This is a genomic window from Acidobacteriota bacterium (assembly GCA_016713675.1).
Classification (GTDB): Bacteria; Acidobacteriota; Blastocatellia; order Pyrinomonadales; family Pyrinomonadaceae; genus OLB17.
This window is the reverse complement of sequence record JADJOS010000001.1, coordinates 2006401-2031446: the sequence shown is the minus strand read 5'-3', so window position 1 is coordinate 2031446 and position 25046 is coordinate 2006401. Positions and strand designations below refer to the sequence as shown.

General features: G+C 51.7%; 20 protein-coding genes and 1 riboswitch. Of the genes, 11 read left to right on the top strand and 9 right to left on the bottom strand.

Features of this window, described 5'->3' with window-relative positions:
- The first annotated feature begins 5 nt into the window (after positions 1 to 5).
- The 8 genes from IPK01_09330 to IPK01_09295 all read left to right on the top strand — a co-directional run bounded on the left by IPK01_09330 (position 6) and on the right by IPK01_09295 (position 9779).
- Entirely contained in the window at positions 6 to 1193 is a 1188-nt protein-coding gene (locus IPK01_09330) for an SAM-dependent methyltransferase (GenBank protein ID MBK7933685.1), read from the top strand.
- A gap of 69 nt (positions 1194 to 1262) precedes the next feature.
- Positions 1263 to 1718, top strand: coding sequence for a DUF1801 domain-containing protein (locus IPK01_09325; protein MBK7933684.1), 456 nt, complete (start codon positions 1263 to 1265; stop codon positions 1716 to 1718).
- A gap of 460 nt (positions 1719 to 2178) precedes the next feature.
- Positions 2179 to 2400, top strand: coding sequence for a 50S ribosomal protein L31 (gene rpmE, locus IPK01_09320; GenBank protein MBK7933683.1), 222 nt, complete (start codon positions 2179 to 2181; stop codon positions 2398 to 2400).
- A 132-nt stretch (positions 2401 to 2532) separates the two neighbouring features.
- A complete protein-coding gene (locus IPK01_09315; protein MBK7933682.1) occupies positions 2533 to 3045 on the top strand; it encodes a DUF421 domain-containing protein in 513 nt (170 codons plus the stop codon).
- A gap of 29 nt (positions 3046 to 3074) precedes the next feature.
- The gene (locus IPK01_09310; protein MBK7933681.1) at positions 3075 to 4268 is read left to right on the top strand and encodes a DUF1385 domain-containing protein; all 1194 of its coding nucleotides are present in this window, start codon (positions 3075 to 3077) and stop codon (positions 4266 to 4268) included.
- An 84-nt stretch (positions 4269 to 4352) separates the two neighbouring features.
- Positions 4353 to 5429, top strand: coding sequence for a peptide chain release factor 1 (prfA, locus tag IPK01_09305; GenBank protein ID MBK7933680.1), 1077 nt, complete (start codon positions 4353 to 4355; stop codon positions 5427 to 5429).
- A gap of 60 nt (positions 5430 to 5489) precedes the next feature.
- Positions 5490 to 6149: a histidine phosphatase family protein gene (locus IPK01_09300; protein MBK7933679.1), complete on the top strand. Its 660-nt coding sequence runs from the start codon at positions 5490 to 5492 to the stop codon at positions 6147 to 6149.
- Positions 6150 to 6518: 369 nt separating this feature from the next.
- Complete coding sequence (locus IPK01_09295; protein MBK7933678.1) at positions 6519 to 9779, top strand: TonB-dependent receptor; 3261 nt, start codon at positions 6519 to 6521, stop codon at positions 9777 to 9779.
- Between the two features lie 313 nt (positions 9780 to 10092).
- Here IPK01_09295 and IPK01_09290 read toward each other — a convergent pair whose 3' ends face one another.
- Positions 10093 to 11124 (bottom strand): carboxypeptidase regulatory-like domain-containing protein, encoded by a 1032-nt coding sequence (locus tag IPK01_09290; GenBank protein ID MBK7933677.1) that lies wholly within the window; start codon positions 11122 to 11124, stop codon positions 10093 to 10095.
- Positions 11125 to 11175: 51 nt separating this feature from the next.
- Positions 11176 to 12111: an FAD-dependent oxidoreductase gene (locus IPK01_09285; protein ID MBK7933676.1), complete on the bottom strand. Its 936-nt coding sequence runs from the start codon at positions 12109 to 12111 to the stop codon at positions 11176 to 11178.
- Positions 12112 to 14229: 2118 nt separating this feature from the next.
- On the opposite strand from IPK01_09285, the gene IPK01_09280 reads away from it, so the two are divergent.
- The 3 genes from IPK01_09280 (at position 14230) to IPK01_09270 (ending at position 16724) form a co-directional block, all read left to right on the top strand.
- The gene (locus IPK01_09280) at positions 14230 to 14622 is read left to right on the top strand and encodes a response regulator (GenBank protein ID MBK7933675.1); all 393 of its coding nucleotides are present in this window, start codon (positions 14230 to 14232) and stop codon (positions 14620 to 14622) included.
- A 16-nt stretch (positions 14623 to 14638) separates the two neighbouring features.
- Complete coding sequence (locus tag IPK01_09275) at positions 14639 to 15439, top strand: Hpt domain-containing protein (protein MBK7933674.1); 801 nt, start codon at positions 14639 to 14641, stop codon at positions 15437 to 15439.
- Between the two features lie 211 nt (positions 15440 to 15650).
- The gene (locus IPK01_09270; protein ID MBK7933673.1) at positions 15651 to 16724 is read left to right on the top strand and encodes a response regulator; all 1074 of its coding nucleotides are present in this window, start codon (positions 15651 to 15653) and stop codon (positions 16722 to 16724) included.
- On the opposite strand, the gene IPK01_09265 is transcribed toward IPK01_09270, so the two are convergent.
- From IPK01_09265 to IPK01_09235, 7 genes are all read right to left on the bottom strand, one after another.
- The gene (locus tag IPK01_09265; protein MBK7933672.1) at positions 16696 to 17412 is read right to left on the bottom strand and encodes an SDR family oxidoreductase; all 717 of its coding nucleotides are present in this window, start codon (positions 17410 to 17412) and stop codon (positions 16696 to 16698) included. The genes IPK01_09270 and IPK01_09265 overlap by 29 nt on opposite strands.
- Before the next feature lie 25 nt (positions 17413 to 17437).
- The gene (locus IPK01_09260) at positions 17438 to 18424 is read right to left on the bottom strand and encodes a hypothetical protein (GenBank protein MBK7933671.1); all 987 of its coding nucleotides are present in this window, start codon (positions 18422 to 18424) and stop codon (positions 17438 to 17440) included.
- Positions 18425 to 18441: 17 nt separating this feature from the next.
- Positions 18442 to 19911, bottom strand: coding sequence for an Asp-tRNA(Asn)/Glu-tRNA(Gln) amidotransferase subunit GatB (gene gatB, locus IPK01_09255; GenBank protein MBK7933670.1), 1470 nt, complete (start codon positions 19909 to 19911; stop codon positions 18442 to 18444).
- A 3-nt stretch (positions 19912 to 19914) separates the two neighbouring features.
- Positions 19915 to 20403 carry a hypothetical protein gene (locus tag IPK01_09250; protein ID MBK7933669.1) on the bottom strand — a complete coding sequence of 163 codons (489 nt, stop codon included), beginning with the start codon at positions 20401 to 20403 and terminating at the stop codon, positions 19915 to 19917.
- 153 nt (positions 20404 to 20556) lie between these two features.
- Positions 20557 to 22845, bottom strand: coding sequence for a TonB-dependent receptor (locus IPK01_09245; GenBank protein ID MBK7933668.1), 2289 nt, complete (start codon positions 22843 to 22845; stop codon positions 20557 to 20559).
- 117 nt (positions 22846 to 22962) lie between these two features.
- A riboswitch (cobalamin riboswitch) is annotated at positions 22963 to 23158 on the bottom strand.
- A gap of 53 nt (positions 23159 to 23211) precedes the next feature.
- Entirely contained in the window at positions 23212 to 23934 is a 723-nt protein-coding gene (locus IPK01_09240; protein MBK7933667.1) for an ABC transporter ATP-binding protein, read from the bottom strand.
- Positions 23935 to 24045: 111 nt separating this feature from the next.
- Positions 24046 to 24966: an iron ABC transporter permease gene (locus tag IPK01_09235; protein MBK7933666.1), complete on the bottom strand. Its 921-nt coding sequence runs from the start codon at positions 24964 to 24966 to the stop codon at positions 24046 to 24048.
- Positions 24967 to 25046 lie beyond the last annotated feature (80 nt).

Here is a 25046-nt window from a genome sequence, read left to right as displayed (position 1 = left end):
TTCTAATGTCGGAAAACGTCAAGAAATTCATCGCTGCACTTGCAGCAAGCCTTGAAAACAGCACATTTGTTAAGCTTACACTCGGCAATTATAAGGGCGTCGACAAGCATCTGCAAAAGCTGCTTGTGCGGCTCGTGAACACCAAAAAAGGCACGCGGCTTTTCTTTCTTTATCGAGGCGACACGCGTGACACCGCCAAGAACTTTGACCACAAGACCGGCGTCGCCCTGATCGGCGAGGCACTCGAAACCGGTTTTCACAGCGGACATCTTTTTACGACCGCGAACGACTATCAGCTCGACATTGGCAAAAAAGGTAAATCTCGGTTAAACATAGCACAACCAACATTTAAGACCGCTCCGCCGCTCGAACATGACCGCGAAAAGGCCGCTCAGATCGACCCGAACAGTTCGTATCTAAAGCTCCTCGGCATCTCCGACGATACGGGCCGAGTCCGCGACCGCGAGCAGAATAAATGGCGGCAGATCAACAAATTTGTCGAGGTCCTAGCGAGCCTTGTCGATAAATCCGAGCTTAAAGAGCGAAAGCAACTACGCATCGTCGACATGGGCTCTGGCAAGGGCTACCTGACCTTTGCTGCGTACGATTATTTCAAGAATATCCGCGAGGTCGATGTTCAGATCACCGGCGTCGATACAAAACGCGAACTCGTCGATCTGTGCAACGGCATCGCCGCCGCGTCGCAATTCGACGGCCTCAACTTTGTTGTCGGCACCATTGGCGAATTCGATGTCGGCAGCGTCGATATTCTCATCGCCCTTCACGCCTGCAACACTGCTACGGACGACGCGATCTACAAAGGCATCACGGCCAATGCCGATCTCATCGTCATGGCCCCGTGCTGCCATCAGGAAATTCGCCCGCAAATAAAGCCGCCCGCGATGCTGCGCGACGTCCTAAAACACGGCGTCATGCTCGAACGCACAGCCGAGACCATTACGGACGGCCTGCGGTCGCTGCTTCTCGAACGCAGCGGATACGCAACCAAACTCTTCGAATTTGTCTCCACGGAGCACACGCCAAAGAACAACATGCTCGTCGGAACGCGTTTGAAAAAGCCGTTAGATCCTAAGCAGTTTGAGGACGAGATCGAGGCGATAAAAGATCACTTCGGCATCCGCGAACACCACCTCGAGAAAATCTTGAGGCTAGGAATTGAAACCACAGATTGAGACGGGTAAACACTGATTTTCCCTGTTTTATCTGCGGCTATCTGTGTTAACCTGTGGTTAATTTTTCCTATGCAATCAAAAGCAAAGTCACCCGAAGCATACATCGAAGGTCTACCTGAGGAGCGTCAGGCCGTGATCGCGGCGATGCGGGATGCGATAACACGAAACATCCCACCGGGCTTCGAGGAAGAAATGGGCTATGGCCATTTCGGATGGGTCGTGCCGCACCACGTTTATCCTCCGGGCTATCACTGCGACCCAAAGGCACCGCTGCCGTTTATCGGTATCGGCTCACAGAAGAACCACATCGCCCTATATCACATGGGCATCTACAGCGATCCGTCGCTGCTCGCGTGGTTTCAGTCCGAATGGCCCAAACACTCGGACCGAAAATTGGACATGGGCAAGTCGTGTATTCGGTTCAAAAAACCGGAGCACGTGCCGGTCGCACTGATCGGCGAACTTGCATCGAAAATGACTCCGTCCGAGTGGATCGATCTTTATGAAAAGAACATGAAACGCTGACGTATACCTTCCGATCGTAGGTGCCAAAAGGTGTCCCACTTGTCCCACAACTGTCCCACCCACTAGCGGGACGGGTAAACTATCGCATCTATTAGAGTTGCAGTATGTTTTTGTGCTTTTCCCACGATTTTTCAAAAAAAATAGGAAATTGCTGCAAAAACTGTAGTCCTTGCGAATAATATGTTTACAAGGATTTCGGGCGCCGCTAAAAATCGGGCGTTGATGTCACAGAATGTCACAAAGTTTCAAAGAACTTTAGGGGTTTCCGAAGGCCGATTCGTGAAAAACGGTCAAGGGAAACACACCTTTTACCTGACCATTTTATCATATCGTGTCAAATGCGGTCGCTTAATTTATGTATGCAACGGCATTGCACTTGACCAATCGCACTTCTGGCTCTATGATTAAGGATTGCGTCATTCACACGCATCGCTTATATACGGCGAAGGAAGTGATAATTATGAAACCAGAAATACACCCTAACTACACCGAAATCTCAGTGATCTGTGCCTGCGGCAGCACGTTTCAGACACGCTCGACGATGAAGGACGACCTCCACATCGAAATATGTTCGGCTTGCCATCCGTTCTTTACCGGTAAGCAGAAACTGGTCGACACGGCCGGACGCGTTGACCGCTTTAACAAGCGTTACGCCCGCGGTGCCGCTGAGGCTGCTAAATAATTGACAGCAATTACTGACAGATATTAGCTAATACAAACTGACGCCGACCTTTAGCGCCGTGTACTCAAGGTGTGTAACAACACACCCAAGGCAGGTGAAAAAAGGCCGGCGTTAGTTATTTATACAGATAGTATGGAAAAGGTCTTTGCGATCGACTGGCAGTCAATGTTCGTGCCGACCGAATCCATGCTCGAGATACTCATCCGCGGGACGATCATGTATCTCGCGATGTATCTTCTGCTTCGGATCTTCCGGCGTCAGTCGGGAGCGGTCGGGATCGCCGATCTATTAGTAATTGTCGTTATAGCCGACGCCGCTCAAAACGGAATGGCCGGCGATTCTAAATCGATCACCGAGGCGTTGATCTTGATAACGACGATCGTCCTGTGGGATTTTTTCTTTGATTGGCTCGGCTTTAAGTCGGTAATGGTCGGCAGAATACTCGAACCGAAACCACTGCTGATGATCGAGAACGGAAAGATCTTGAGGGAGAATCTTGAGAAAGAATTTATGACCGACGACGAGTTGATGAGCCAACTCAGACAGCAAGGACTCGAAAACGCCGATTCGGTCAAAAAATGTTATCTCGAAAGCAACGGCCACTTCAGTGTAATACTGGAGCCGAATAAACAAAAAGGCAACTAAAACGGGCATTTGACCGTCAATTAGACGTTATGAAAAATAGCTGGACAGCACGAAAACTCAAGTTCATCCACACCGTCTTTGCCCTCGAACGCGACCTCATCGTCGGCGGGCAGGCGGTGATGGAAGGCGTTATGATGCGAACTCCGTCAGCTTACGCGATCGCTTGCCGCCGCACTGACGGTTCGATCGTCACTACGGCTGAGAGTTTGCCGAAATGGAGCGATAAGTACAAATGGCTCAATACGCCGGTGCTGCGCGGCGGTGCGACGCTGATCCAATCGATGGCATTGGGCGTCAAGGCCCTGAATTTTTCGGCACGTATTTACGAAGAAGATCTCAAGGCTCAAGAAGAACTCGAAAAAGCCAAAGCCGGCGAAACTCAGACCGCATATGTTGACGGTACTGAGGATGAAAATTTTCTCAAGGCTCCGGTCAAGGTCGTGATGCCTGAAGAGACAAAGAAAAAATCGAACATGGGCCAATCGGCCGGTGCCGCCGGCTCGATCATTTTTGCCCTTGGATTTAACATTCTGCTGTTTATCGTTGCTCCGCTGGTTTTGACGAATGTGCTTTTCATCGGTCTCGGCTGGGCTGAGGCACCGGCATTGCTCGCTGATGCCGGCTGGCTCGAGACTATCAAGGCTTATGTTTGGAAAATAAAGCTCGATTCTTTCGGCACTTGGATCTCATTCAACCTGATCGATGGCCTGATCCGAATGGTGTTCTTTATCATTATGATCTTCTCGATGTCTTTCTTGAAAGACATACGACGCGTTTTTGAATACCATGGCGCCGAGCACAAAACGGTCTTCACATGGGAAAAAGGCCTCGAATTGACTCCTGAGAACGCGACGACAATGCGTCGTCAGCACCCGCGTTGCGGAACATCGTTCCTGATGGTGGTTATGCTGGTCGCGATCGTACTGTTTTCGGTGATCAATTTTGAAGCAACGTGGCTGAACCTGGTCGTTCGGATCGCCTTGATGCCGCTCGTCGCGGGACTTTCGTACGAAGTAATTCGATATGCCGCAAAGAAAGAATCTAGTGCGGTATTCAAATTCATGACGCTGCCCGGCCTTTGGCTTCAGAACATTACGACCCAAGAGCCCGACAAAGAACAGTTGGAAGTCGCGATCAAGGCGCTCGACGAATCATTGAAACTTGAGCCTACGGACGTCGAGCACGCACCAGTCTTCCAGCGTGAACTAGAAGTAGTGGTTTAAAGATTTGAACCGCAGAGCCGCGAAGACGCAGAGAATTCAAAAGGAATTACTCCGCGTCTCCGCGTCTCTGCGATAGAGAAATGTATGTTTGAAAAACTTGCACAAATTGAAAAAAGCTACGACGAACTGACCGAACAGATCTCGCAGCCGGAGTTTATGTCCGATATGACGGCATATGCACGGTTGATGAAACAGCATCGCTCGCTCGGTGAGATCGTCGAAAAATACCGCGAGGTCCGTAAAATGCAGGAAGACCTGCAGGGTGCCAAAGATCTGGCCGAAATGGCCGACGACGACGAAATGCGTGAAATGGCGGCACTTGAGATAGCCGAGATCGAAGAAAAACTGCCGGCGGCTGAAGAGGCTCTCAAACTGTTACTAGTGCCGAAAGATCCGAATGATGAGAAGAATGTAATTCTCGAGATCCGAGCCGGGACAGGCGGAGACGAAGCCACTCTTTTTGCAGCCGAGATCTTGCGAATGTACGCCCGTTACGCCGAACGCCAGGGCTGGAAGATGGATGTGCTCGAAGCGTCGGACAACGGTGTCGGCGGCATCAAGGACGCGACCGCCGTCATCGAAGGCGACAACGTCTATTCGAAGATGCGTTTCGAATCAGGCGTCCATCGCGTCCAACGCGTTCCGCAAACCGAAACACAGGGCCGCATTCACACGTCCGCGATCACCGTTGCCGTTCTGCCCGAAGCCGAAGAGGTCGACGTGCAAGTTGACCCGAAGGACCTTCGCGTCGATTATTTTTGTTCATCTGGCCCCGGCGGGCAGTCGGTAAATACGACTTATTCTGCCGTTCGCCTAACGCACTTGCCGACAAATGTCGTCGTTTCGATGCAGGACGAAAAATCGCAGATCAAGAACAAAGAAAAGGCTATGCGCATCCTGCGTGCCCGCCTGCAGGAACTCGAAGAACAGCGTCAGCACGACGAACTCTCGGCCGAACGTAAATCAATGGTCGGCAGCGGCGACCGCTCAGAAAAGATCCGCACTTACAATTTCAAAGAGAACCGCGTTACCGATCACCGCATTCACCTTACGGTCCATCAACTCGAACTAGTAATGGAAGGCCAGATCGACGAATTCGTTGACGCCTTGCGTACCCATTACCAAACCGAAAAGCTGAAGGCCGAGGCCGCGGCTGCATAAATTTGGGTGGGCGAATGTTCTTTTTCGGCACTTTTCCTTTATACTCTTGCCTTTGCAAGTATGGCCCAACCAACACGACTATATCTCATTCGACACGGTCAGTCAGCCGGGAACGCCGAGGGGCGTTTTGGCGGACATGGGCCGACGCCTTTGTCTGAGTTGGGACAGCAGCAGGCCGAGAAAACGGCAAAGATGCTTGCGAAAGAAGGTGTTTCGGCGATCTATTCGAGTGATCTCGATCGCGCCGTACAAACTGCGGAACCCCTGGCAAGACTCTTGAATTTGCCGATACACGCGACGCCGGCTTTTCGCGAACGCCATGTCGGCGTGCTCGAAGGCCTCACATTTGACGAGTCTAAGGCTGAATATCCGAAAGATTACTACGCCCTCGTCAACCGCAACATCAACCACATCATTTCAGGCGGCGAGAGTTATCGCCATCTGCTCCGGCGTGCGACGACCAAACTCAACGAAGTGATCCGTTCCCATCCGAGCGAAAGGATCGCCATCTTTTCGCACACAGGAGCGATCTGCTATCTGACGCTTTATCTTTTGGGAGCGATCCACCGCGGCACAAAATCGACCCCTTGGCTGATCACGTCCAATTGCGGCATCAACCGCTTTGAGATCCGCAGCAGATCGAACATTCGCGTCCTCGCACTTAACGACACCCGTCATCTGACGGCCGCAACCGGCAATGATGCATTCGCCGCCCGATGATGTGCTTTCATGCTTGTGAGTACAGTTCCCAAACATCCAAAAATTTGAATAAATTTCATAATTTCCTTTCGACATAGTGCCTTCACATTAAGTATAACTGCAGCCCGATGAACCGCCGCTGACAACCAATCTTCCAGATTCAAGCATTTTAGGGCATTACGGTGAGTTTTTGTCGTCTTGACAACGCGTTCAATTCTTCGCAGGTCCATCGGACTCGGAGGAACGGCATTTGCCTCTAACTCTGACGTCTAGCCAATGACCAGATTTTCAAATGCGTTCGACGGGCGTGATACACATTGCGTTTCATCAAATTTTGATAGGTTATCGGCACATCCAGTTCTATTTTTCTTGATTTTTTAGGAGGATCAGATGAGAAAAGATTTTAGGTCAATTTTCACAATGCTTGCTGTAATTTTGAGCTTCGCGTTTACCGCCGTTGCTCAGGAAACGACAGGCAGCATGGAAATTACCGCCAAAGATTCGGCCGGTGCTATTGTGCCCAACGTGACCATCACCGTCGCGGCTTCGGGAACGTCAGCCGGCTTCAAGCGAACAGTTACGACCAACGACAGCGGATTTGCCCGAGTATTGCAGATTCCCCCGGGAACCTATACCGTGACGTCCGCCGCCGTTTCAGGCTTTGTTGAAAGAACATTGCCCAACATAGGCGTCAGCCTTGGTAAAGTGGCGATCGTTAATCTTGAATTGAGTACAACGGTAGCTGCAGATGTCACGGTAAGCGCGGATGATGTATCGCCCGTCGATACGTCCGACACCAAGATCCAGACCACTATCAGTGCGGCTACAGCCGAACTGCTTCCCAAAGGGATCAGCTTCTCGAGCATCCTGAAAGTTTCACCTGCGACCCGCGTTGAGCCGCTCAGCGGCGGTTTCCAGATCGATGGAGCCAGCGGTTCGGAGAACGTATTCGTTATTGACGGCCAGGAAGTATCGAATGTCCGAACAGGTACACTCGATGCGACCAGCGACCTTCCGTTCTCTCTTGTCCAGGAAGTTCAGATCAAGTCGAGCGGATTTGAAGCTGAGTACGGCGGTGCAACCGGCGGCGTTGTCAACCTTGTGACCAAGGGCGGCAGCAACCAGTGGCGCGGTGAGTTCGGCTCACAATTCCGTCCGGGTGCTCTCCAAACTCGCGGCCGCGATATTTTGATCCAAAATATTATTGGTACCGGAGAAGCAGAATACTACGGTCAACGACGCGACAAGTCATTGGGTTTCTTCCCTTCGGCGAGCATTGGCGGACCGATCCTGAAGGACAAGGTATGGTTCTTTGGCAGCTACACGCCACAGATCTTCTCGCGTGAAAGGACGCTCAACTATCTCCATCCGCGTCTCCGAACTCCATCCGGAACGACTGATACATATAAGAGCAAATCGACGTTTGAGTACATGTTCTTAAAGATCGATGCTCAGCCGATCAGCAAGCTTCGATTGAGTGCCGCGTATACGCATAACCCGTATCATACTCTGGGCTCTATCCCGTCCTACGGTACTGAAGTTACTGCGTGTTCAAATACCGAGCCGCCGACACCAACCGTTTGTTCACTTCCGACCAACGGTACTGGATTGACCGGTTCTGCTTACACAGCGCAAACCGGAGGACGACAGAACACTCAGAGTCTCTCGTTAAATGGTGTTTGGAATCCGCTTAACAATCTTGTCATCGGTGCCCGCGGCGGCCACTATTTCTTGAATGAAAAGGCGGGAAGCTATGGTATTACTGACATCACGATCCCGCGAATCACATGCAGCACCTCCAGCATACCTGGAATCAATAATCCTGCCGGTGAGTTCCCTGTCGGTTTCGGCTGCGTTAGAGGATATTCGAATAACCTCGCAGTTGAACAGAACACCGTTTACGACGTTACGACCCGAAACACTTTCGACGCTGACGCGACCGTGCTTTTCAGCGGCGGCGGCCGGCATGAACTTAAAGGCGGATACCAGTACAACGGTATTTCGAACAGTGTTCAGACCCAGCTTCGTCCGCAGATCGTTCTTCGACGCGGTTGGACCGTCGGAAACTATTCCGGCGTGACTGCTCTGCCGCCTACTGCAGGTTACGTCGGTGCCGGATTGCTTCGCATCTACGGCGAATTTGGCGATGTAAGCAGCAAGAACGAAGGCATTTACATTCAGGACAAATGGCAGCCTTGGAGCCGTTTGACTCTAAACCTCGGTCTACGTACGGAACGCGAAGACGTGCCTAGCTTCACGCCAGGAGCTCCGGGCATCAAGTTTGACTTCCAGGATAAGTTTGCACCGCGTTTGGGTGCAGCGTTCGATTTGACCGGCGACGGCAAAACCAAGGTTTCCGCGTTCTACGGTTGGTTCTATGACCGTTTCAAATACGAACTTCCGCGTGGATCATTCGGCGGTGCCTATTACCACGATTTCTTTTACGAGATCTTGCCGGGAGATACGCTTGCGACATTCACGGTTGCTAATATCTTAGGACCGAACCCGACCGGCGTTATCGGCGGCATCTGTCCTACCAACACGAACGTTCCGGTCTACGGACGCGTCCGCTGTGATAAGGATTACCGCGTTCCCTCAAATACCGCTCTCGGTATCGAGTTTGGCGCGATCGATCCTAATATCAAGGCTTTCCGTCAGAGCGAGATCACGTTCACATTCGAACGCGACCTCGGCCGCAAATTGACCTTTGCCGGACGTTATTCGCTCAAGAGCGTCGACCGAACCGTTGAAGACGCAGGATTCTACACTTCGACCGGCAGCGAAGCCTATGTGATCGGAAACCCGGGCGAAGGCCTTTATGCCCAGATCGCTGCTGCCAACGGTCTGTTGGCTCTCAAACCGAAACGCCGTTATGACGCTCTCGAGTTTAGGCTCGACAGAAGATTTGCGGACAATTGGTTCTTCAACATGAACTACACATGGTCACGTTTGGTCGGCAACTACTCGGGTCTTGCCAGCTCGGACGAAGATGGCCGTGTGAGCCCTAACGTAAACCGTTTCTTTGACCTTCCGCATGCCGGTTACACAGTTGCAGGCGGCCCGGACAATGGTGTTTTGCCAACGGATCGCACGCACGCGTTCAAGTTCTACGGTGCGTACAATTTCGATTGGGACAAGCTCATCAAGATGGGCAAGGGCAACGAAACAATGCTTTCGATGTTTACTACGCTGCAAAGCGGAACGCCTGTGACTACGACAGTCGATATTTTGAATATCGACACGATCGTACTTGAAAGACGTGGAGATCTTGGACGTACAGAAATGTTCACCCAAACTGACATGGCTCTCCGACACAGCGTTAAATTTGGCCGTGACAATCGATTCAAGATCGTCCTCGAGGCGGATGTGATCAACATCTTCAACGAATCGAACGAACTGAGCCGGAATAATCTGATCAGCATATTCAACTATGATCTGACCGATCCGGCTTTTGGTCTCGTCACCATCGCCGAATCGACCCAGCCAAATGCTTACAGTCTTGCAATGGGCCGGTTCCAGCGTAACGGTTCGCCGCAATTATTGGCGGAGGCAAAGCTTGCGTCAAATCGTATTTCGGCACCGTTGTACAATCTGACCAATCTGTTTCAGGGTGGCCGCGAAGTCCGTATGGGCTTCCGCTTCATCTTCTAAACACTGGCCTTTTTAGACAATTCGATCGAGGCTGCCCTAAAGGGCAGCCTCTTTTTTTTGCGCGGCCCACATGGATGGCTTTCTTGGGCGACACTGCCTTGATCTGTGAGATCTGACTTAAATACCCGTTTGCTCGGACACTGTATGGTCAGGAAACAACACACGGAATTAAAAACACACAATAAGCACAGAACAATGTCGCGTACTGTAAGGAGGCCAAATGCTGATATGAAAATTGGTTAGAAGACAAACAGAAGTCCCGGATCTGTTCCAAGTCGGAACGCATCCGGGACTTTTTTGAGTTCAGGATATTTTAGTTTGACTTCGCCTTTTCTTCGTAACTGACTATAAGCTGCTTGATCCTTTCGGCATCCTTGGTGTCAGGCTGTTTTTTGAGAAAGAGTTTGAGTTCACGTGCCGCATCGGCATAGCGCTTCATTTCGTTCCCGTACATCAAGGCAAGATGCCAGTTGACCATCGGCATTGTGTCTTTTGACAGATCCTTTGCTTTCAAAAGACTCTTTTCAGATTCGGGAAACTGCTTTTTAGATTTATAGACAACGCCGGCCAGCAATAAGGCTTCGGTCGATCCGGCGTACAGTTCCAACGCTTTCTTTACTGCAGGGAGAGCTTCGTCATAGTAGTCTAATGCGTTTAGCGAATATGCGAGCCCGTACCAGGAACGATAGCTCCGCGGATTGACGTCGACTGCGATCTGAAGCAGCGTGACAGACACCGGGAACTGTTTGATCCTGATGCATTCCATCCCGAAACGTTCGAGAGCGGCAAAATATTTTGGAAACGCCTCAATGGCGGCTTTCAGGCCGGCAAGACCCTCTTTCTCCTTCTTCTCATTCAGGTCGGCAACAGCCTTTTCATATAGAGCTTTGGCGTTTGCCGGAACGTCCTGAGCAAAGACCGCGGCCGTGATGCCGGCAAAATCCTTTCGGATCCTCATTCGAAAATCGAGCTGCTTATGCTCCATTCCTGATTGGCTAACGGAACCGTCCTGCGCCTGACGCGTGAAATTGACGATCTCTTCGGATTGAGTTTGTTCTTCGTATTCGGGATCCAGCGGACGCACACGCACGCTGAATCGGCCGGCTCTCAAATTCGAGAAAAAATACCGTCCTGATCCGTCCGTTTTAGTGTAAGCGATCGAACTGCCATAGTCGTTCAACAACTCAACAGTGGCATCGTACAACGGTTTATTCTCGTATCCAGTAACTTGTCCGGTAACGGTATTACCCTGCTGAGCAAATACAGCACTACCGGAAACAGCCAAAAGCAGGAGAGCGAAAATAAGCGATATCACTGAAGAAGATGTGGTCTTTATCGGGTTCATAGTTGTTATTTCCTTGTCGTCAAGGCTTCGAAGCAGATCTGATAATTATAGCTATTTTGATGCCGCGAGCAACCGATAAGCTGCCTTCGCGGCCGTAGCGGCGTCGCCGACCGCTCCATTTATCGTCGGCGCAGATGGATTAGAAATATCGCCGACGGCGAATACAAACGGGATATTCGTCATGCATGTTCGACCAGTTATGACATAGCCGCGGTCGTCGAGATCTATTTCGTGCGGCAAGATATTACTGTTTGGCATGACGCCGACCCGAATGAGAAGAGCGTCGGCTCGCATCGTCGATGTTTCGCGCGTGCGTAGATCTGTGTATTCGATCGCTTCGACCGCGTCGCCGCCTGTGATCTTTGACAATTCGACGCCTCCAATTATCTTCACGTTCGGGGCGTTTTGAACAATAGATGTAAATTCGCTGCGGGCCGAAAATGTATTACTTCGATGAAGCAGCGTGACCTGTCGGGCATGCTCGGACAGCATCACCGCATTTTCGAATGCCGCATCGCCTCCGCCGACGATCACGACATCCTTGCCTTTGACGATTTCACGCGAAGCGGCCCCCGATTCCAGGATCCCGCGGCCGGAAAATTCTGTTTCGCCCGCGATCCCGAGCCGGCGGCGGCTCACACCGGTTGCGATGAAAATGGCCCGTCCCGAAACGATCGCCCCGTCCGCCAATTGGACTGTGAGTCCGTGCGGATCGATCGAAACGACTTCGGCCGGCGAACTTATTAATGTCCTGGTTTCGGACAACCGGCCGGCAAAAATATCACGAAGCTCTATGCCATTTTTTGTATTGATGCCGACATAATTCGTGATCGGATCATGGATCTTTGACAGCTGGCCTCCGAGGCTCTTCCCCTTTTCGAGAACGATCGACGTTAGCCCGAGATCGGCGCACCAGACCGCCGCCGCCATTCCGGCGGGGCCGCCGCCGATAATGATAACGTCAAATATTTTCGGGCTGTGCTCCATGTTTTGCTGCTAGTTTTTGTCAACGAATACTGACGTTTTTTGTCACTTTTGGGCAAATGAATCGCCGTCGATCGTGTTGAGCCTCGGTCATGAATTGACTCTAACACTAGTATTTTAGGAGGTAATCGGTGATAAGACAAAGAACCGCGTTGATCGATGTCCGTGGCATCGGTCTTGCGTTTGAGCCCAGAGAGTAATTGGGCGCACCGATGTCAGGAGCGTCTGACCGACCATCGACCTAACTCCGACCGAACCCTTCGCTAAATTATGAGATTAGAATTCGAATCAACCGTATCCTCACCTATCGTCGCCGAAAACAAATTTACTGATAGCACTGATATCAGCAACCTGCTAAAACAAGGCGTTTCCGCCGCCCAGAGCGGCGACCGCCCAATGGCGCGAACTCTACTGAGCCGCGTCACTGATGCGGATCCGAACTGCGTTGACGCCTGGTTATGGCTCGCCTCGATAAGCGAATATCCCGAAGAGCTACTTGTGTTTCTCAAGCGGGTCCTCGATATCGAACCTGGAAACGAACGCGCACTTGCCTGGGAAACAGCGACCCGCTCGCTGCTCGCAAAAACGCATGTTCAACGAGGTGCGATTGCCGCTGAAGAGGGCAACCGTGATTTTGCTTTGCAATGCTTCGATGAAGCCATCGCAAACGATGAACAGTGTGAATCGGCTTGGTACTGGAAAGCGACTCTGACTGATGATGAGGCACGTAAGCTCGATCTTTTCGCACGCGTGCTTTCGATCGATCCCGATCACGAAGATACCAAGGATGCAGTTCGAGCGATCGAACAAGCTCGGGCGTCAGCCAAAATGCATGATGCGAAGAAGGCAGCCTCAGAAGGTGATGTGCAATCCGCCGCAAACCTGCTGTCAGAGATAAATGCCGCGGAGCCCGAAAATTGCGAAGCGTGGGTCTTGCGGGCACATATTGTCCCCTCACTCGAAGAAAAATTTGATGCCTATGAACGGATCCTCCAGATAGATCCATCGAATGCATTCGCTCAATACGGCCACAATTTCCTTGCCGAACTCGCTGAATCCGTGAGGCCGGTTGAGGCTGTGGAGACGAAGGAACCGGTGGAGCAACGCGTCACTGCAGATCCACAGTCCGCAATGTTCGAATCTGAAGCTCCGGAAACGGAACAGTCAGTCGAATTGGAACAGAGAGATGATATGGTCCCAATGTCCTTCTCCGAAGGAGATGCAGAAGATCACTCTTTCGTACAAGAGGATCAGTCCTCCGAAGATCTCTGGTCCGCACCGGCTGTCGAATTTGAGGCGGCCGAGGAACTAAACGCAGACGGATCAAATGATGCCGAAGGAATCGTCACAGATCTCGCCGTTCCTGCCGAACAGCCCGAGATAGGATCCGACCGGGACAATTTCGTCGAGGCCGCTTCCTTAGATGTTGTCGACAGCATCGATCAATCTTCGGAAGTGGAAAAGGAAGTCGAGCCTTTGAGCATGGTCGCCGAAGAGGCAGCCCGCGAGGCAGACCAATACGCCTCACCGACCGCTGAAACGATGGAATTTCGTGCTGATGAACACGAATTCGAAGAGATCGTCGCTGATGAAGAACCATCAGAGATGATCGACGTTACAGACGCTCCTTCATTCGAAGAAGCAGTCGCTTTCGCTCCGGCTTCACCCTGGGATACTCTTTCGCTGGAAGAGCCGTTCGTTCAATTCGAGCCTGCGGCGGAACAGCTGCCTTCATTCGAACCGGCCGCAGCTGAAGCAACGAATGGCTGCCCGTTTTGCGAGTCGCCGATCGATCGGCAAGCGTTCTCGTGTTCCAGCTGTAATGCCGTACTTTCGCTTTCCGATCTGGAATCGCTGCTTGCTGCCAATTCGGTCGATTTTGATGCGATACACGGCTCTGTCGCCAGAATGGAAGCCGAGTGGAATTCACGCGAATTCTCAGGGGACGAACTCAAAACGCTGGGAATCGGCCAATTCAATCTTGGGAATTTCGACCTCGGATTCGCATACATCCAGGAAGCATATCGTAAGGATCCAAACGACGTAATTCTCGCGGGCCAGGTCAATGCACTGGCGATCCGTCTCGACGAGATCCGTCGGCAAAATGAGATAAAAGAATCGATGCCGAAAGGCAAGACGATCCTCGTCGTTGACGACAGCGCAACGGTTAGAAAGCTCATTTCAAGCAAACTCGAAAAGAGCGGCCATCAGGTCATCTGCGCTGTTGACGGAGTCGAAGCAATGGCAACTATCGAGACGATTGTTCCGGATCTGGTACTTCTCGATATTGCGATGCCGCGAATGGACGGCTACCAAGTTTGCAAGTTGATACGTTCGAACGAGGCAGTAAAAGATGTTCCGGTCGTAATGATCTCAGGCAAAGACGGCTTTTTCGATAAGGTCCGGGGCCGAATGGCCGGCACGACCGGTTACATCACCAAGCCTTTCGGACCGGAAACTCTGATGAAGGCCCTGGAAACCTACCTCATTCCTGAAACCGCCGCAGCCGAATAACCGCGGCTCGACGTCAATGGAATTAGAAGATATACAATCCTTTCTTGCAAGGGTCGGTGAACGCGTGGCCAGAACGCGTGCCGGCCTGCTTATCGTTGGTCAGGCCGGCGGTTCGCCGGACGATCTCGCACTTTGTTCGTACGAACTCGACGCCTTACGCGTGCGGGCCCTGCAGCTTGGACTTGCTGACGTAAGTGTCCGTTTGGCCGGTTGTATCTCAGAGCTTGAGAACATCTTTACCTCGGAAAAGGCCACCGGTCCGCACTTCATCAATAAAGCTCTTGACGAAGTCGCTAGCGTCGAGGCGGCGTTACTGGAGATCCCGCTAAACTCCGGCGAGTTTCTCGAAGACGTTGCGGGATTTGTAGATGCGTCGTTCGAAAATCTGGACGCTAGGCCTGCGCCGCCCGAACAAGACCAAGAAGATTTCGATATCGACGAAGAGACCCTTGAGATATTTCGCTCAGAGGCCGACGAGCTGCTTGCGGGGATCGCTCACAATCTTAAGACCCTCAATGCGTCACCCAATGACCGTCAAGCACTTTGGGAGATCCGGCGGAACGCTCACACATTCAAAGGTGCGGCAGGCATAGTCGGTCTCCGGGCGGCATCAGAGCTCGCTCATCGAGTAGAAGACCTACTCGACAAAATGGTGGAGCTGCAGTGTGATTCAAATCCCCAGTTGATCGCTTCTCGATCGTTCAAATGCAAGACTCAGTTCCCTGTCGACGGGAACCTCAGACGAGATCGAAGCACCGCCGTATTCAGAGTTTCAAAAGGTCATTTCCTCGCTGACGGCCGAAGTCGAAAACGGTAAGAGGCCTTCAAACGGAACAGCACCGAATGTATCTGTTGCGGACCCGGAACCTGTCCGTACACCGAGCACGCCGATCGTTCGAGTATCACTCGATCGTCTGGACGAACTCATACGTGTCTCTCATGACCTTGTTGAAAATCGGACCGCCATTTCCACCAACATCGCGGCAATTGGCAGAAATGCAACCGACGAGGATTTCAGCGGCCTGGAATTGCTTTTTGAAACGCAGCGTCGCTTGACAGATGAAATGCGGGAAAAGCTGCTTCGAATCCGCATGGTCAGATTCGGAACGCTTGAAACGCGTCTGAGCCGCGCCGTTCACGTGACCTGTCAGGAAGAGAACAAGCGGGCGACGGTCATTTTGGCGGATCCGGACATTGAGATCGACACGCAGATAATCGACGCAATGATCGAGCCTTTACTCCACCTGCTCAAGAACGCAGTTGTCCACGGCATCGAACCTCCCGACACGCGACGTCTGATCGGCAAACCTGAAAAAGGCATGATCACGATCGGTGTTTCGACCGACGCTAGTAACGTTATACTTTCAGTTGAGGACGACGGCCGCGGAATATCTGCGCTGAAACTCAAGGAGAAAGCGATAGAGACCGGACTGATCACATCCGAAACGGCGTCGCGAATGGCTGATTTCGAAACGTGGGAATTGATATTCGATCGCGGATTGACCACCGCTGATAAACTCAACCTCAATGCCGGCCGCGGCATAGGAATGAACATAGTCCGCGAAAGTGTCGAAAGCCGGGGCGGCAGCGTCAGCCTGAGGACGGAAGCTCAGATCGGTACGACGTTTACGATCCGTATGCCGCTCATTTTCAAAAAGTCTGAGCCGGTCGTCGATAATAAGCTGCTTTCAGAAGAAAAGCAGAAACCGTTGGTACTCGTCGTCGACGACAGTGCCAGCATCAGGCGACATCACGTAAAACTGGTCGAAGATGCGGGCTGCCAGGCAATCACGGCAAATGACGGCTCAGAGGCATTGATCCTTCTGCTTTCGGGTAAATGGGAGCCTGATCTGATTATTTCTGATGTTGAGATGCCGAATATGGACGGCTGGGGACTCCTTGAATACATCAAGACCGATGATAACTTCGGCCACATTCCCGTGATTATGGCCACATCATTAAATGCCGACGAACACATCAACCGAGCTGCCGAACTTGGTGCATCGGACTATCGGATAAAGCCCGTCAATGCAGAAGACATCCGATCTGTCCTATCGAATATTGTCGAAAAGGTTACCGAACCGGCGGTTTACTCGGCCTGATCTCGACTTTGCTCGGCAACGCGCGCGGATTCATCGCGAGTAGGTCCATCACGACCCGTGCGATATCCTCCGGCTGTAGCTGCCATGCTTTTTCGTCGGACGGCGTGTCATTTCCGAAGTACGTGTTTACGCTACCCGGACAAATATAGCTGACCTTGATATTGTCTTGCCGGATCTCTTGCATCAACGCTTCAGAGAATCCGTTCAGCCCAAATTTTGATGCGTTGTACGCCGCCATTTTCGGGTGAGCATTCTGTCCAGCAAGGCTTGAAATATTGATTATGTATCCGCCGCCTCGGTGCTTCATCCTAGGTATCGCATGGTGGCAGGCATAAAAAACCCCGAAGAGGTTGGTTTCAAGCGTCTGCCTGAACTCGTCACCCGACAGATCTTCGACCGTTTTGCCAAACACACCCATTCCGGCGTTGTTGACCAATATGTCGATGCCGCCAAGCGTCCGCTCACATTCCTCGATCATCTGTCGGACTTGATCTTCGCTACGGACATCGCAAACTTCCCCGGCGGCACGTCCGTGCTTTGACAGGTCGGCAACCGCATTGCGGATCTCCGTTTTGTTCCGGCCGCAAATAAGGACACTGGCACCCGCAATGACCAGACTTTCGGCGATCGCATATCCGATCCCCTTGGTCCCACCGGTAACGAGCGCAACCTTGGCGTCTAATTTCATAATGTATCGACCTCCATGCAAGACCCTACGGTTTCTCACCCTTTGGGGTTTCCAATGTTGTCGATCTAGTTGGAATCTTTAACTTCGGCGCGGCGGTGTTACTCAATTCGATCCAAATGATCGTTACACTGCCGTCCGGCGGTCGCTCAACAACCCGAAACGCCACGATCACATCCCGACGGCGGTCGAAGTCCATTTCATTATACTGCGCGCCGGGCACTGCTCGTTCTACTAGTCCATCGTACGCTATTACCCGCATCGCGTAAGTTGTATCTTCGTATGCGCCAACCGATCGAGAGTAAACAAAACCATCGCGTTCCAGCCCTAATCCAATTAGATCTTCGACCGCCACGGCTCGTTCAAAATCTGTCGAAGGTTTGAACTCTGTCAAAAATGCGATACCCGGCGTGCGCATCGAAACCTCAGGGAGAGGAATATTCCCAATGGGGGCCAACAAGCCGTGTGTCAAAATCCCGGGAATACGAAACTTGTCGCCGGCGAGCATCAGATCTGCCAAATGTCGAATGCGGTAATTGGCAGTGCGAAATGAATATGAATTACCCGCTCCGGGCATGGTGTATTTCAAACAGTCGTCGGTGGCAACAACCACCCGATGATTCTCGCTGCATCCTGCATCAGGAACAAGCTTGAAAATACCGGTGTCTTTTTGTTCAAGAAATTTCTTATATCGAAGCACAATATCCGAACTGGGTGCTATTGCCGCCAATTCGCTTTCGCTCGGCTTTCGATACAACGGAAAGGCATACTTTTGAAGTAAGAGTTGTCGAACTGCTAGTTCTTGCGAGGTCGTCATGCTGGGACGTCCATCGTACATTGAACTGACTCCGGTCCGGCTCCTAAAATTCACCGGAGTTTCCTGAGGTGCCGGTAATGGCCGCGGCGTCGATGTCGGTGTTGGGGATGCTTGCTGGGCCGCGACGCCGGTAAAGGAAACTGCCGCTGAAAACAAAATTAAGACCAAACGCCACATACCGCCTCCCGCAGCAGCCACAAACTCCGGATGGAAACCTACAGTTTTTCTTTCAATAGCTCGTTCACGATCTTTGGATTCGCCTTACCCTGCGAAGCTTTCATCACCTGCCCGACGAAAAAACCAAACAGCTTTTCATTGCCGCCGCGATATGCGTCGACATTCGACTGATTTGCCGCGATCACATCATCCACGATCTTCTCGATCGCACCAATATCCGATACCTGTTCAAAGCCCTTGTCAGCGATCACGACTTGCGCAGTCTTGCCGGTCGCAAACATTTCTACAAGCACCTCTTTCGCCTGATTATTGTTGATCGAACCCGACTCGATAGTCGTCAAAAGAGCGGCTAGATCCTCGGCCGTGACGAGGCTTTCGGTTGCCGCCTTACCAGAATTGTTCAGTTCCCTCGTAAGTTCACCAAGGATCCAATTTGCAGACAGCTTTGGATTTTTGCTAAATCTCGCAGTCGTTTCAAAATACTCTGCCAGGTCGCGATCCGCCACTAACTGCGATGCTTCGGCAAAACCTAATCCATACACGTCAATAAACCGGTCGCGCATCACATCCGGCAACTCAGGCATCTGAGCTTTGACCGCATTAACAAAATCCCCGGTCACAACAAGCGGCTGTAGGTCCGGTTCAGGGAAGTAGCGGTAATCGTGTGCGTCCTCTTTTCCACGCATAAACCGCGTCATGTTGTTCTTCTCATCCCAAAGACGCGATTCCTGATTTACGGGTTCGCCGGCCTCATGAGCCTCGATCTGGCGTTCGATCTCATATTCGATCGCTTTTTGCATAAATCGAACTGAATTGAGATTCTTCAGCTCGACTTTGTTTCTAAAAGCCGTCTCGCCGACCTTACGCACAGAGACATTTGCCTCACAACGCAGGTTTCCCTTTTCCATATCCGCGTCGCTGGCCCCGACCCATTGCAGCACTCTGCGAACGTGATTTACGTAATCATATGCCTGCCACGAGGTGCGAAAATCCGGCGAAGTAACTATCTCGCCAAGCGGCGTTCCGGCGCGATTGAGATCGACGTACGAGAACTTGTCAGTATCCGGCAAACCGTCATGCACATTCTTACCTGCGTCCTCTTCGAGGTGCATCCGTTGTATATGGATCGTCATCGGCCGCCATTCAGCGGCTCGGCCGTGATCGTCACGTTCTGAGGTCAGAATCGTCAAATGGCCATTTGCGGAAAATGGTTTGTCATACTGTGAGATCTGATAGCCCTTCGGAAGGTCAGGATAAAAGTAATTCTTGCGGGCAAAGATCGAGGTCTCCTGCACTTCAAGCCCCAGCGCCAACGCCGCTCTCGTCCCAAGTTCGATCACCCGCCGGTTCAATACCGGCAATGCTCCCGGCAATCCGAGACACGTGGGACAAGTATTCGAATTGGGCTCACCGCCGGTCTCGACCGCGCACGAACAAAAGATCTTCGTCTCCGTCGCCAACTGTGCATGGATCTCCATGCCGATCACTGCTTCCCAGCCTTGTTTCATATATTATTTTCTTGGTCGAGCTATCAACGGTTTCGGCTGCGTTCGCGGCCCGGTCGGCCAAAATTGTCCGCCGGCAAAGTAACCCGGCTGGTTGTTGTATCTGATCCGCGGATATCTGTAACGGCGGCCGTCGCTCCAAAAATACGTAGGCATCGCCACTCCATCAACATATATTATGGTCTCCGCACGATCAGCAACTTCTGCCCGCCTCAAGGCCGCCGCGTATTCGGCGTTTAATCGTTCCCGCTCAAGCCTTTCTGCACGTACGCGCGAAGCGGTTTCGGCCAATACTTTTCGATCTTGCTCATTCCGCCGATCAAGCTCTTCGGGCGAAGGCAGTCCCCGTTTCGCATAGTTCTCACGATAATCGACAGCCGCCTTTTCGCGTTCGGCTCGATACTTATCAAGATCGGCATTGGTCACAACCTTCGCCTGCGCTGCTACAACGATCGACGTCGACAAAAATATACAGACAAAAAACAGAATCTTCATAATTCATTGCCTCCGATGTCGTGATTTTAACACGATATAGGTTTTGGCAGAAGATTATTTCACCGCGAAAACAGCGAAAAGACGCTAAAGGAAATCGGAGATCACAGTGATTACCTTTTTCGCCCCTTTCGCGTCTTTCGCGGTCAACCTTTTCTAAAAACCAAATGCCAAACCAACTCGTCCCGTCGCTTTTGACGTGCGGAACCCGTTTTCGTAGTATTCCTGATCGAGAACGTTCTCAACCGTCCCAAACAGGCGCATCGTAATCTTTTCGTTCTTAAACCCAAAAGTATAACCCGCTGTCAGATCTCCCTTGCGATTGCCGGCAAAACGATATACATAAGTCGCGAAGGTCGCATTGCTAAAGATCGGTGCGAGATAGTCCGACGTCGCCAGTAGATCGAAGTTTACCCAAAATCGCTTGTACCGCTGCGTCGCTACTAGTGTAAACTGCTGCGTCGGAACACCCAACGTCCTGTTTACCCCGCTGCCCGAAACCTGCGGCATTATCTGATCGCTGTTGGTGTAGGTGTACGACGTAAAAATGTCCGTCGAACTAGTCGGCTTGACCGTCACGCTAAACTCCCCGCCCCGAGCGATGCCGCCTTTCTGATTGAGGTAACCGCCAAACGGCCTCGGCGTCGAACCGATATTTGGAACCACATTGCCGTAACCGATCACGTCCGTGAGCTTTGTGTAAAAGTACGTCGCCGTCAGCCGCACCTTATTTTTAGCGAGATCCTGCTCGACACCGGCATCGAATGCGATCGTCTTTTCCGGCTTCAAAAATGGATCGCCGAGAGCAATAAAGCTTGGGGTCCCGAACGAAGAAAAGAACGTTCCCATCCGCTCGTACAACGAAGGCACGCGATATCCGTTGCCAACGTGCGCCCGGAATTTCGTGCCGGTCTTTGAAATAAAATACGAAGCCGAACCATCGAATGTGTAGGCAGTCGGGGGATTCTCAAGTCCGAGACTGTTGTACGGCGCATTCGCTAGGCTAAACGACGGACGGTCGAGGCTGTATTGCTGCACTCGAATACCACCGGCAAGTTGAAGATTCCCTTCGAGCAAACGCACGAGGTCCTGTACGTAAATCGTGATGCTGGTCTGCCCCGCCTTTGTGAAAAAATTACCGGTTCCAGACGGCGTTCTGCCGTCGTTGCCGTATTTTTCTTTTTCAAACTCATATCCAACAATCAGTTCGTTTTCTTTGACCGGCGTCCAGTTTAGATGGACATTTCCCGTATTGATCGTTCCGTCAAAAATGCTGGTCGACGCACTCTGAAAACCTGCTCCGAGAGCGCCGTTATCGTTCGTACGCTTCGTCGTCAGGCCCTGGTAATAACCGCTTATGACGAGTTTGCTGTTTATGACCTGATTAAGCGCAAGCTGGCCACTAAAGAATTTTGACTTCTGAAAACTGTCCGGATCGTTGGCATCCGCAACGAAATTCACGTTCGGATTGGCGTTGATAACGATCGCATTCGATAAAGGCATTGTACCGAATGTGTCGGGACTCGAGTTAAGTCGGACGCTTGCATCAGACACGAAAAATCTCGCCGAGATATTCGTATTCGTAAATGGATTGAACTCTACACGCGATTGAAAATTGGTATTTGCGGCGTTATCCTGACCGTCAATTCCCTCTGTGTAAACAGTCCGCGAAACGCCGCCGCTGACCCCAAATTTGCTGTCCGATGTACCGTGCGAGAGATTTCCGCGGAACCGTCCGAGACCAAGGCCTCCAAAAGCACCCGATATTTGTCCGTGCGTTCCTGTTCGTACCGTCGGGGTCTGAAAATCGATCGTGCCGCCAACCGCGTTCGTACCGTACAACGAGGAACCCGAACCTCGAAGCACCTCGACCTTCGCCACGCTCGTCAGCGTAAAATCACTCAAAAACGGCGACGAATCGCCGGTGATCGCCGACGCATCGCGAAACCGAATTCCGTCGATCAAGATCGCCGTATCCTGATTACGCAATCCCCGAGTCTTTATCGTCGCCGTCCGACCAAATCCCCCGAGCTGCTGAACGCGAAAACCCGGTATCGTCCTTAACGTATCTGGCAGCGAAAAGTCCGCACGGTCCCGCAGTTCTTGTGCGGTGATGACATTGACGGTTTTGGAAACTTGTTCGATGGGCTGGCTTTCGCCAGCTGAGACCGTAACAATTTCGTGAAATCGCATTACGGACGCGGCGTCTGTAACACGGAGGGCGACGATCTTGCTGCGGTTTTGTGTCAAATCGACGTTCGCAGAAGTGGAAAGACGATCACCGTCTCCATAATATGCCCACAAAACATAACGGCCCAGTCTAAGGTTCTCAATGCGAAATCTTCCCTTGTCGTCCGCCTGTGTTGTTAAAACCGTTAGATTATCGCTCCGCAATTTAAGGATGATAGTTGCTTTACCCGCCGGCATTTCGTCTGCAGTTACCACCGTCCCCGAAATCGAACTATCCTGCTGCCCAGAGACCGCTGAAAATGTTAAAAGGATTAACGCACACGCAATAAAATTTCTCACAAATTATTCCTTTTCTGCCCATCGCAGAAGGGTTCAAAAACACAACAAACGGGCAAAGTTCCAGGCTCTCTCGATTTTGGATTTTTGATTGCCGATTTTGGATTAATCCAAAATTTAAAATCCAAAATGGATTCACTGTTGCGTGGGCAGCGTTGGCTTTGCACCAAACTTCCCTTGCGTCGTCTGTCAACAAAAGAGGATTCTTGCCACTAATAACACGAATATCACGAATTAAGATTTCTTCATCATTTGTGTCATTGGCGTTATTCGTGGCTAAATCTCCTAAAAAACGCTCGTCACTCGAACATTTCCACTCGCCGGATTTTTGTCCAGCAATACATCGACGCCGAAAACATTGCCTACATTTTCGGCTGTCAAAACCTCTTCGGGCGTGCCCTTTGCAGCAACACGGCCGTCTTTGAGCATGACTATCTCATCCGCAAATGCAGCCGCGAGATTGAGGTCGTGCGTGATCACAACTGCCGAGCAGCCGCATTCTTCGCAGCGTTTTCGCACTAATCGAAACATCATTGCCTGATGCGCGATATCGAGGTTCGCTGTCGGCTCGTCGAGGAGCAAAATGCTTGCTCCGGCCGCGAGTGCCCTCGCAAGAACAACACGCTGCCGCTCGCCGCCTGAGAGTTCATTCATAAGTCGGGACGCGTAGCCGCCGAGGTCGCAATCGGCAAGTGCTCCTTCCGCGAACTCAATATCTTCAGTCGATTCCCAACCAAACGCTCCTCCGTGAACAAACCGCCCCGACAGCACAAATTCCAAAACAGTAACCGGAAACCGCGTCTCATTTTCCTGAGCAACGACAGCAATTTGCGATGCTATCTCTCGCCTAGAATAGTTCGACAACGAACGATCATCGAGCTTGATCTCGCCCGCCGTTAAAGGCAAAGTTCCATTCAACGCTTTGATCAAAGAAGTCTTTCCGGCACCGTTTGCACCGAGAAGTGCGATGATGTCGCCTTCACGCAGATCGAGCGTTACGCTACTCAAAACCTTGCGCTCGCCATAACTTACCGAAATGTTTAGGACCTCAAGCATTCTCGATCAACTAATTAGTAATTAAAAATTTCGTAATTAGTAATTATTTTTGGATAGCCAACTTTAATTTCTTCTCAGCAAATAAATAAACAAGGGTGCACCTATCAGCGCTGTAACCGCTCCGACCGGCAATTCCCTTGGGGCTATCGCTGTTCGGGCGATGGTGTCGGCGAAAACGACAAATATCGCACCGACGATCGCCGAGAACGGCACGACCAAACGGTTGTCGCTGCCGACCGTAAGCCGAACCAAATGCGGCACGATCAAACCGACGTACCCGACGCTGCCGCTGGCCGCGACCGCTGCACCGACAACGAGGCTCGCCGCTCCAAAAACGAGCATTCGCACACGCCCGACCTCGACGCCAAAATCAAATGCATCACGTTCGCCAACCATCATCAAATTAAGTGCCCGTGCCTGCGACATCAGGACGATCGTTCCGACGATCACAGCCCCAAGGCTGATGTAAACGCCGTTCACTGTTGCCTGCGACAGGTCGCCCAACAGCCAAAATGTAAAGCTCCTAAGCTTCGCAGCATCGAGAAGTGTTGTAAGCATCACGATGATCGAGGACAAAAACGTCGTCACGATCACGCCAGACAGCACGAGCCGCTCGACATTCATCCCGGCACGGCTCTTCGCCATTCGATAGACCGCGATCGTTGCGAGTCCCGCTCCCGCAAACGCAAGCAGCGGCCGCGTGATCTCGAGGCTCTGAAAAAACACGAACGCGACCATGGTCCCCAACGCCGCACCGTTCGAAACGCCAAGCAAATAAGGCTCAGCCAGCGGATTCCGCAGCAGTGATTGCAAACCGGCCCCGGCAACTGCCAAACTCGCCCCGACACACGCCCCCAACAATATTCGCGGCAGCCGAATGTCATACAGTATCGACCGCTGCTGCTCCGAAAGATCAAACAAAGGCAGCCTCTCGGCACCAAGCATTGCCGCTGAAGTTAGAACGATGGCCAGAAGAAATAGCAACACACCGCCAATTAGCAGTCCACGATTTCTTGAATTCTTAATCGTTGTTGTTTTCAATAAATTGCCACTAGCTTTAGCTT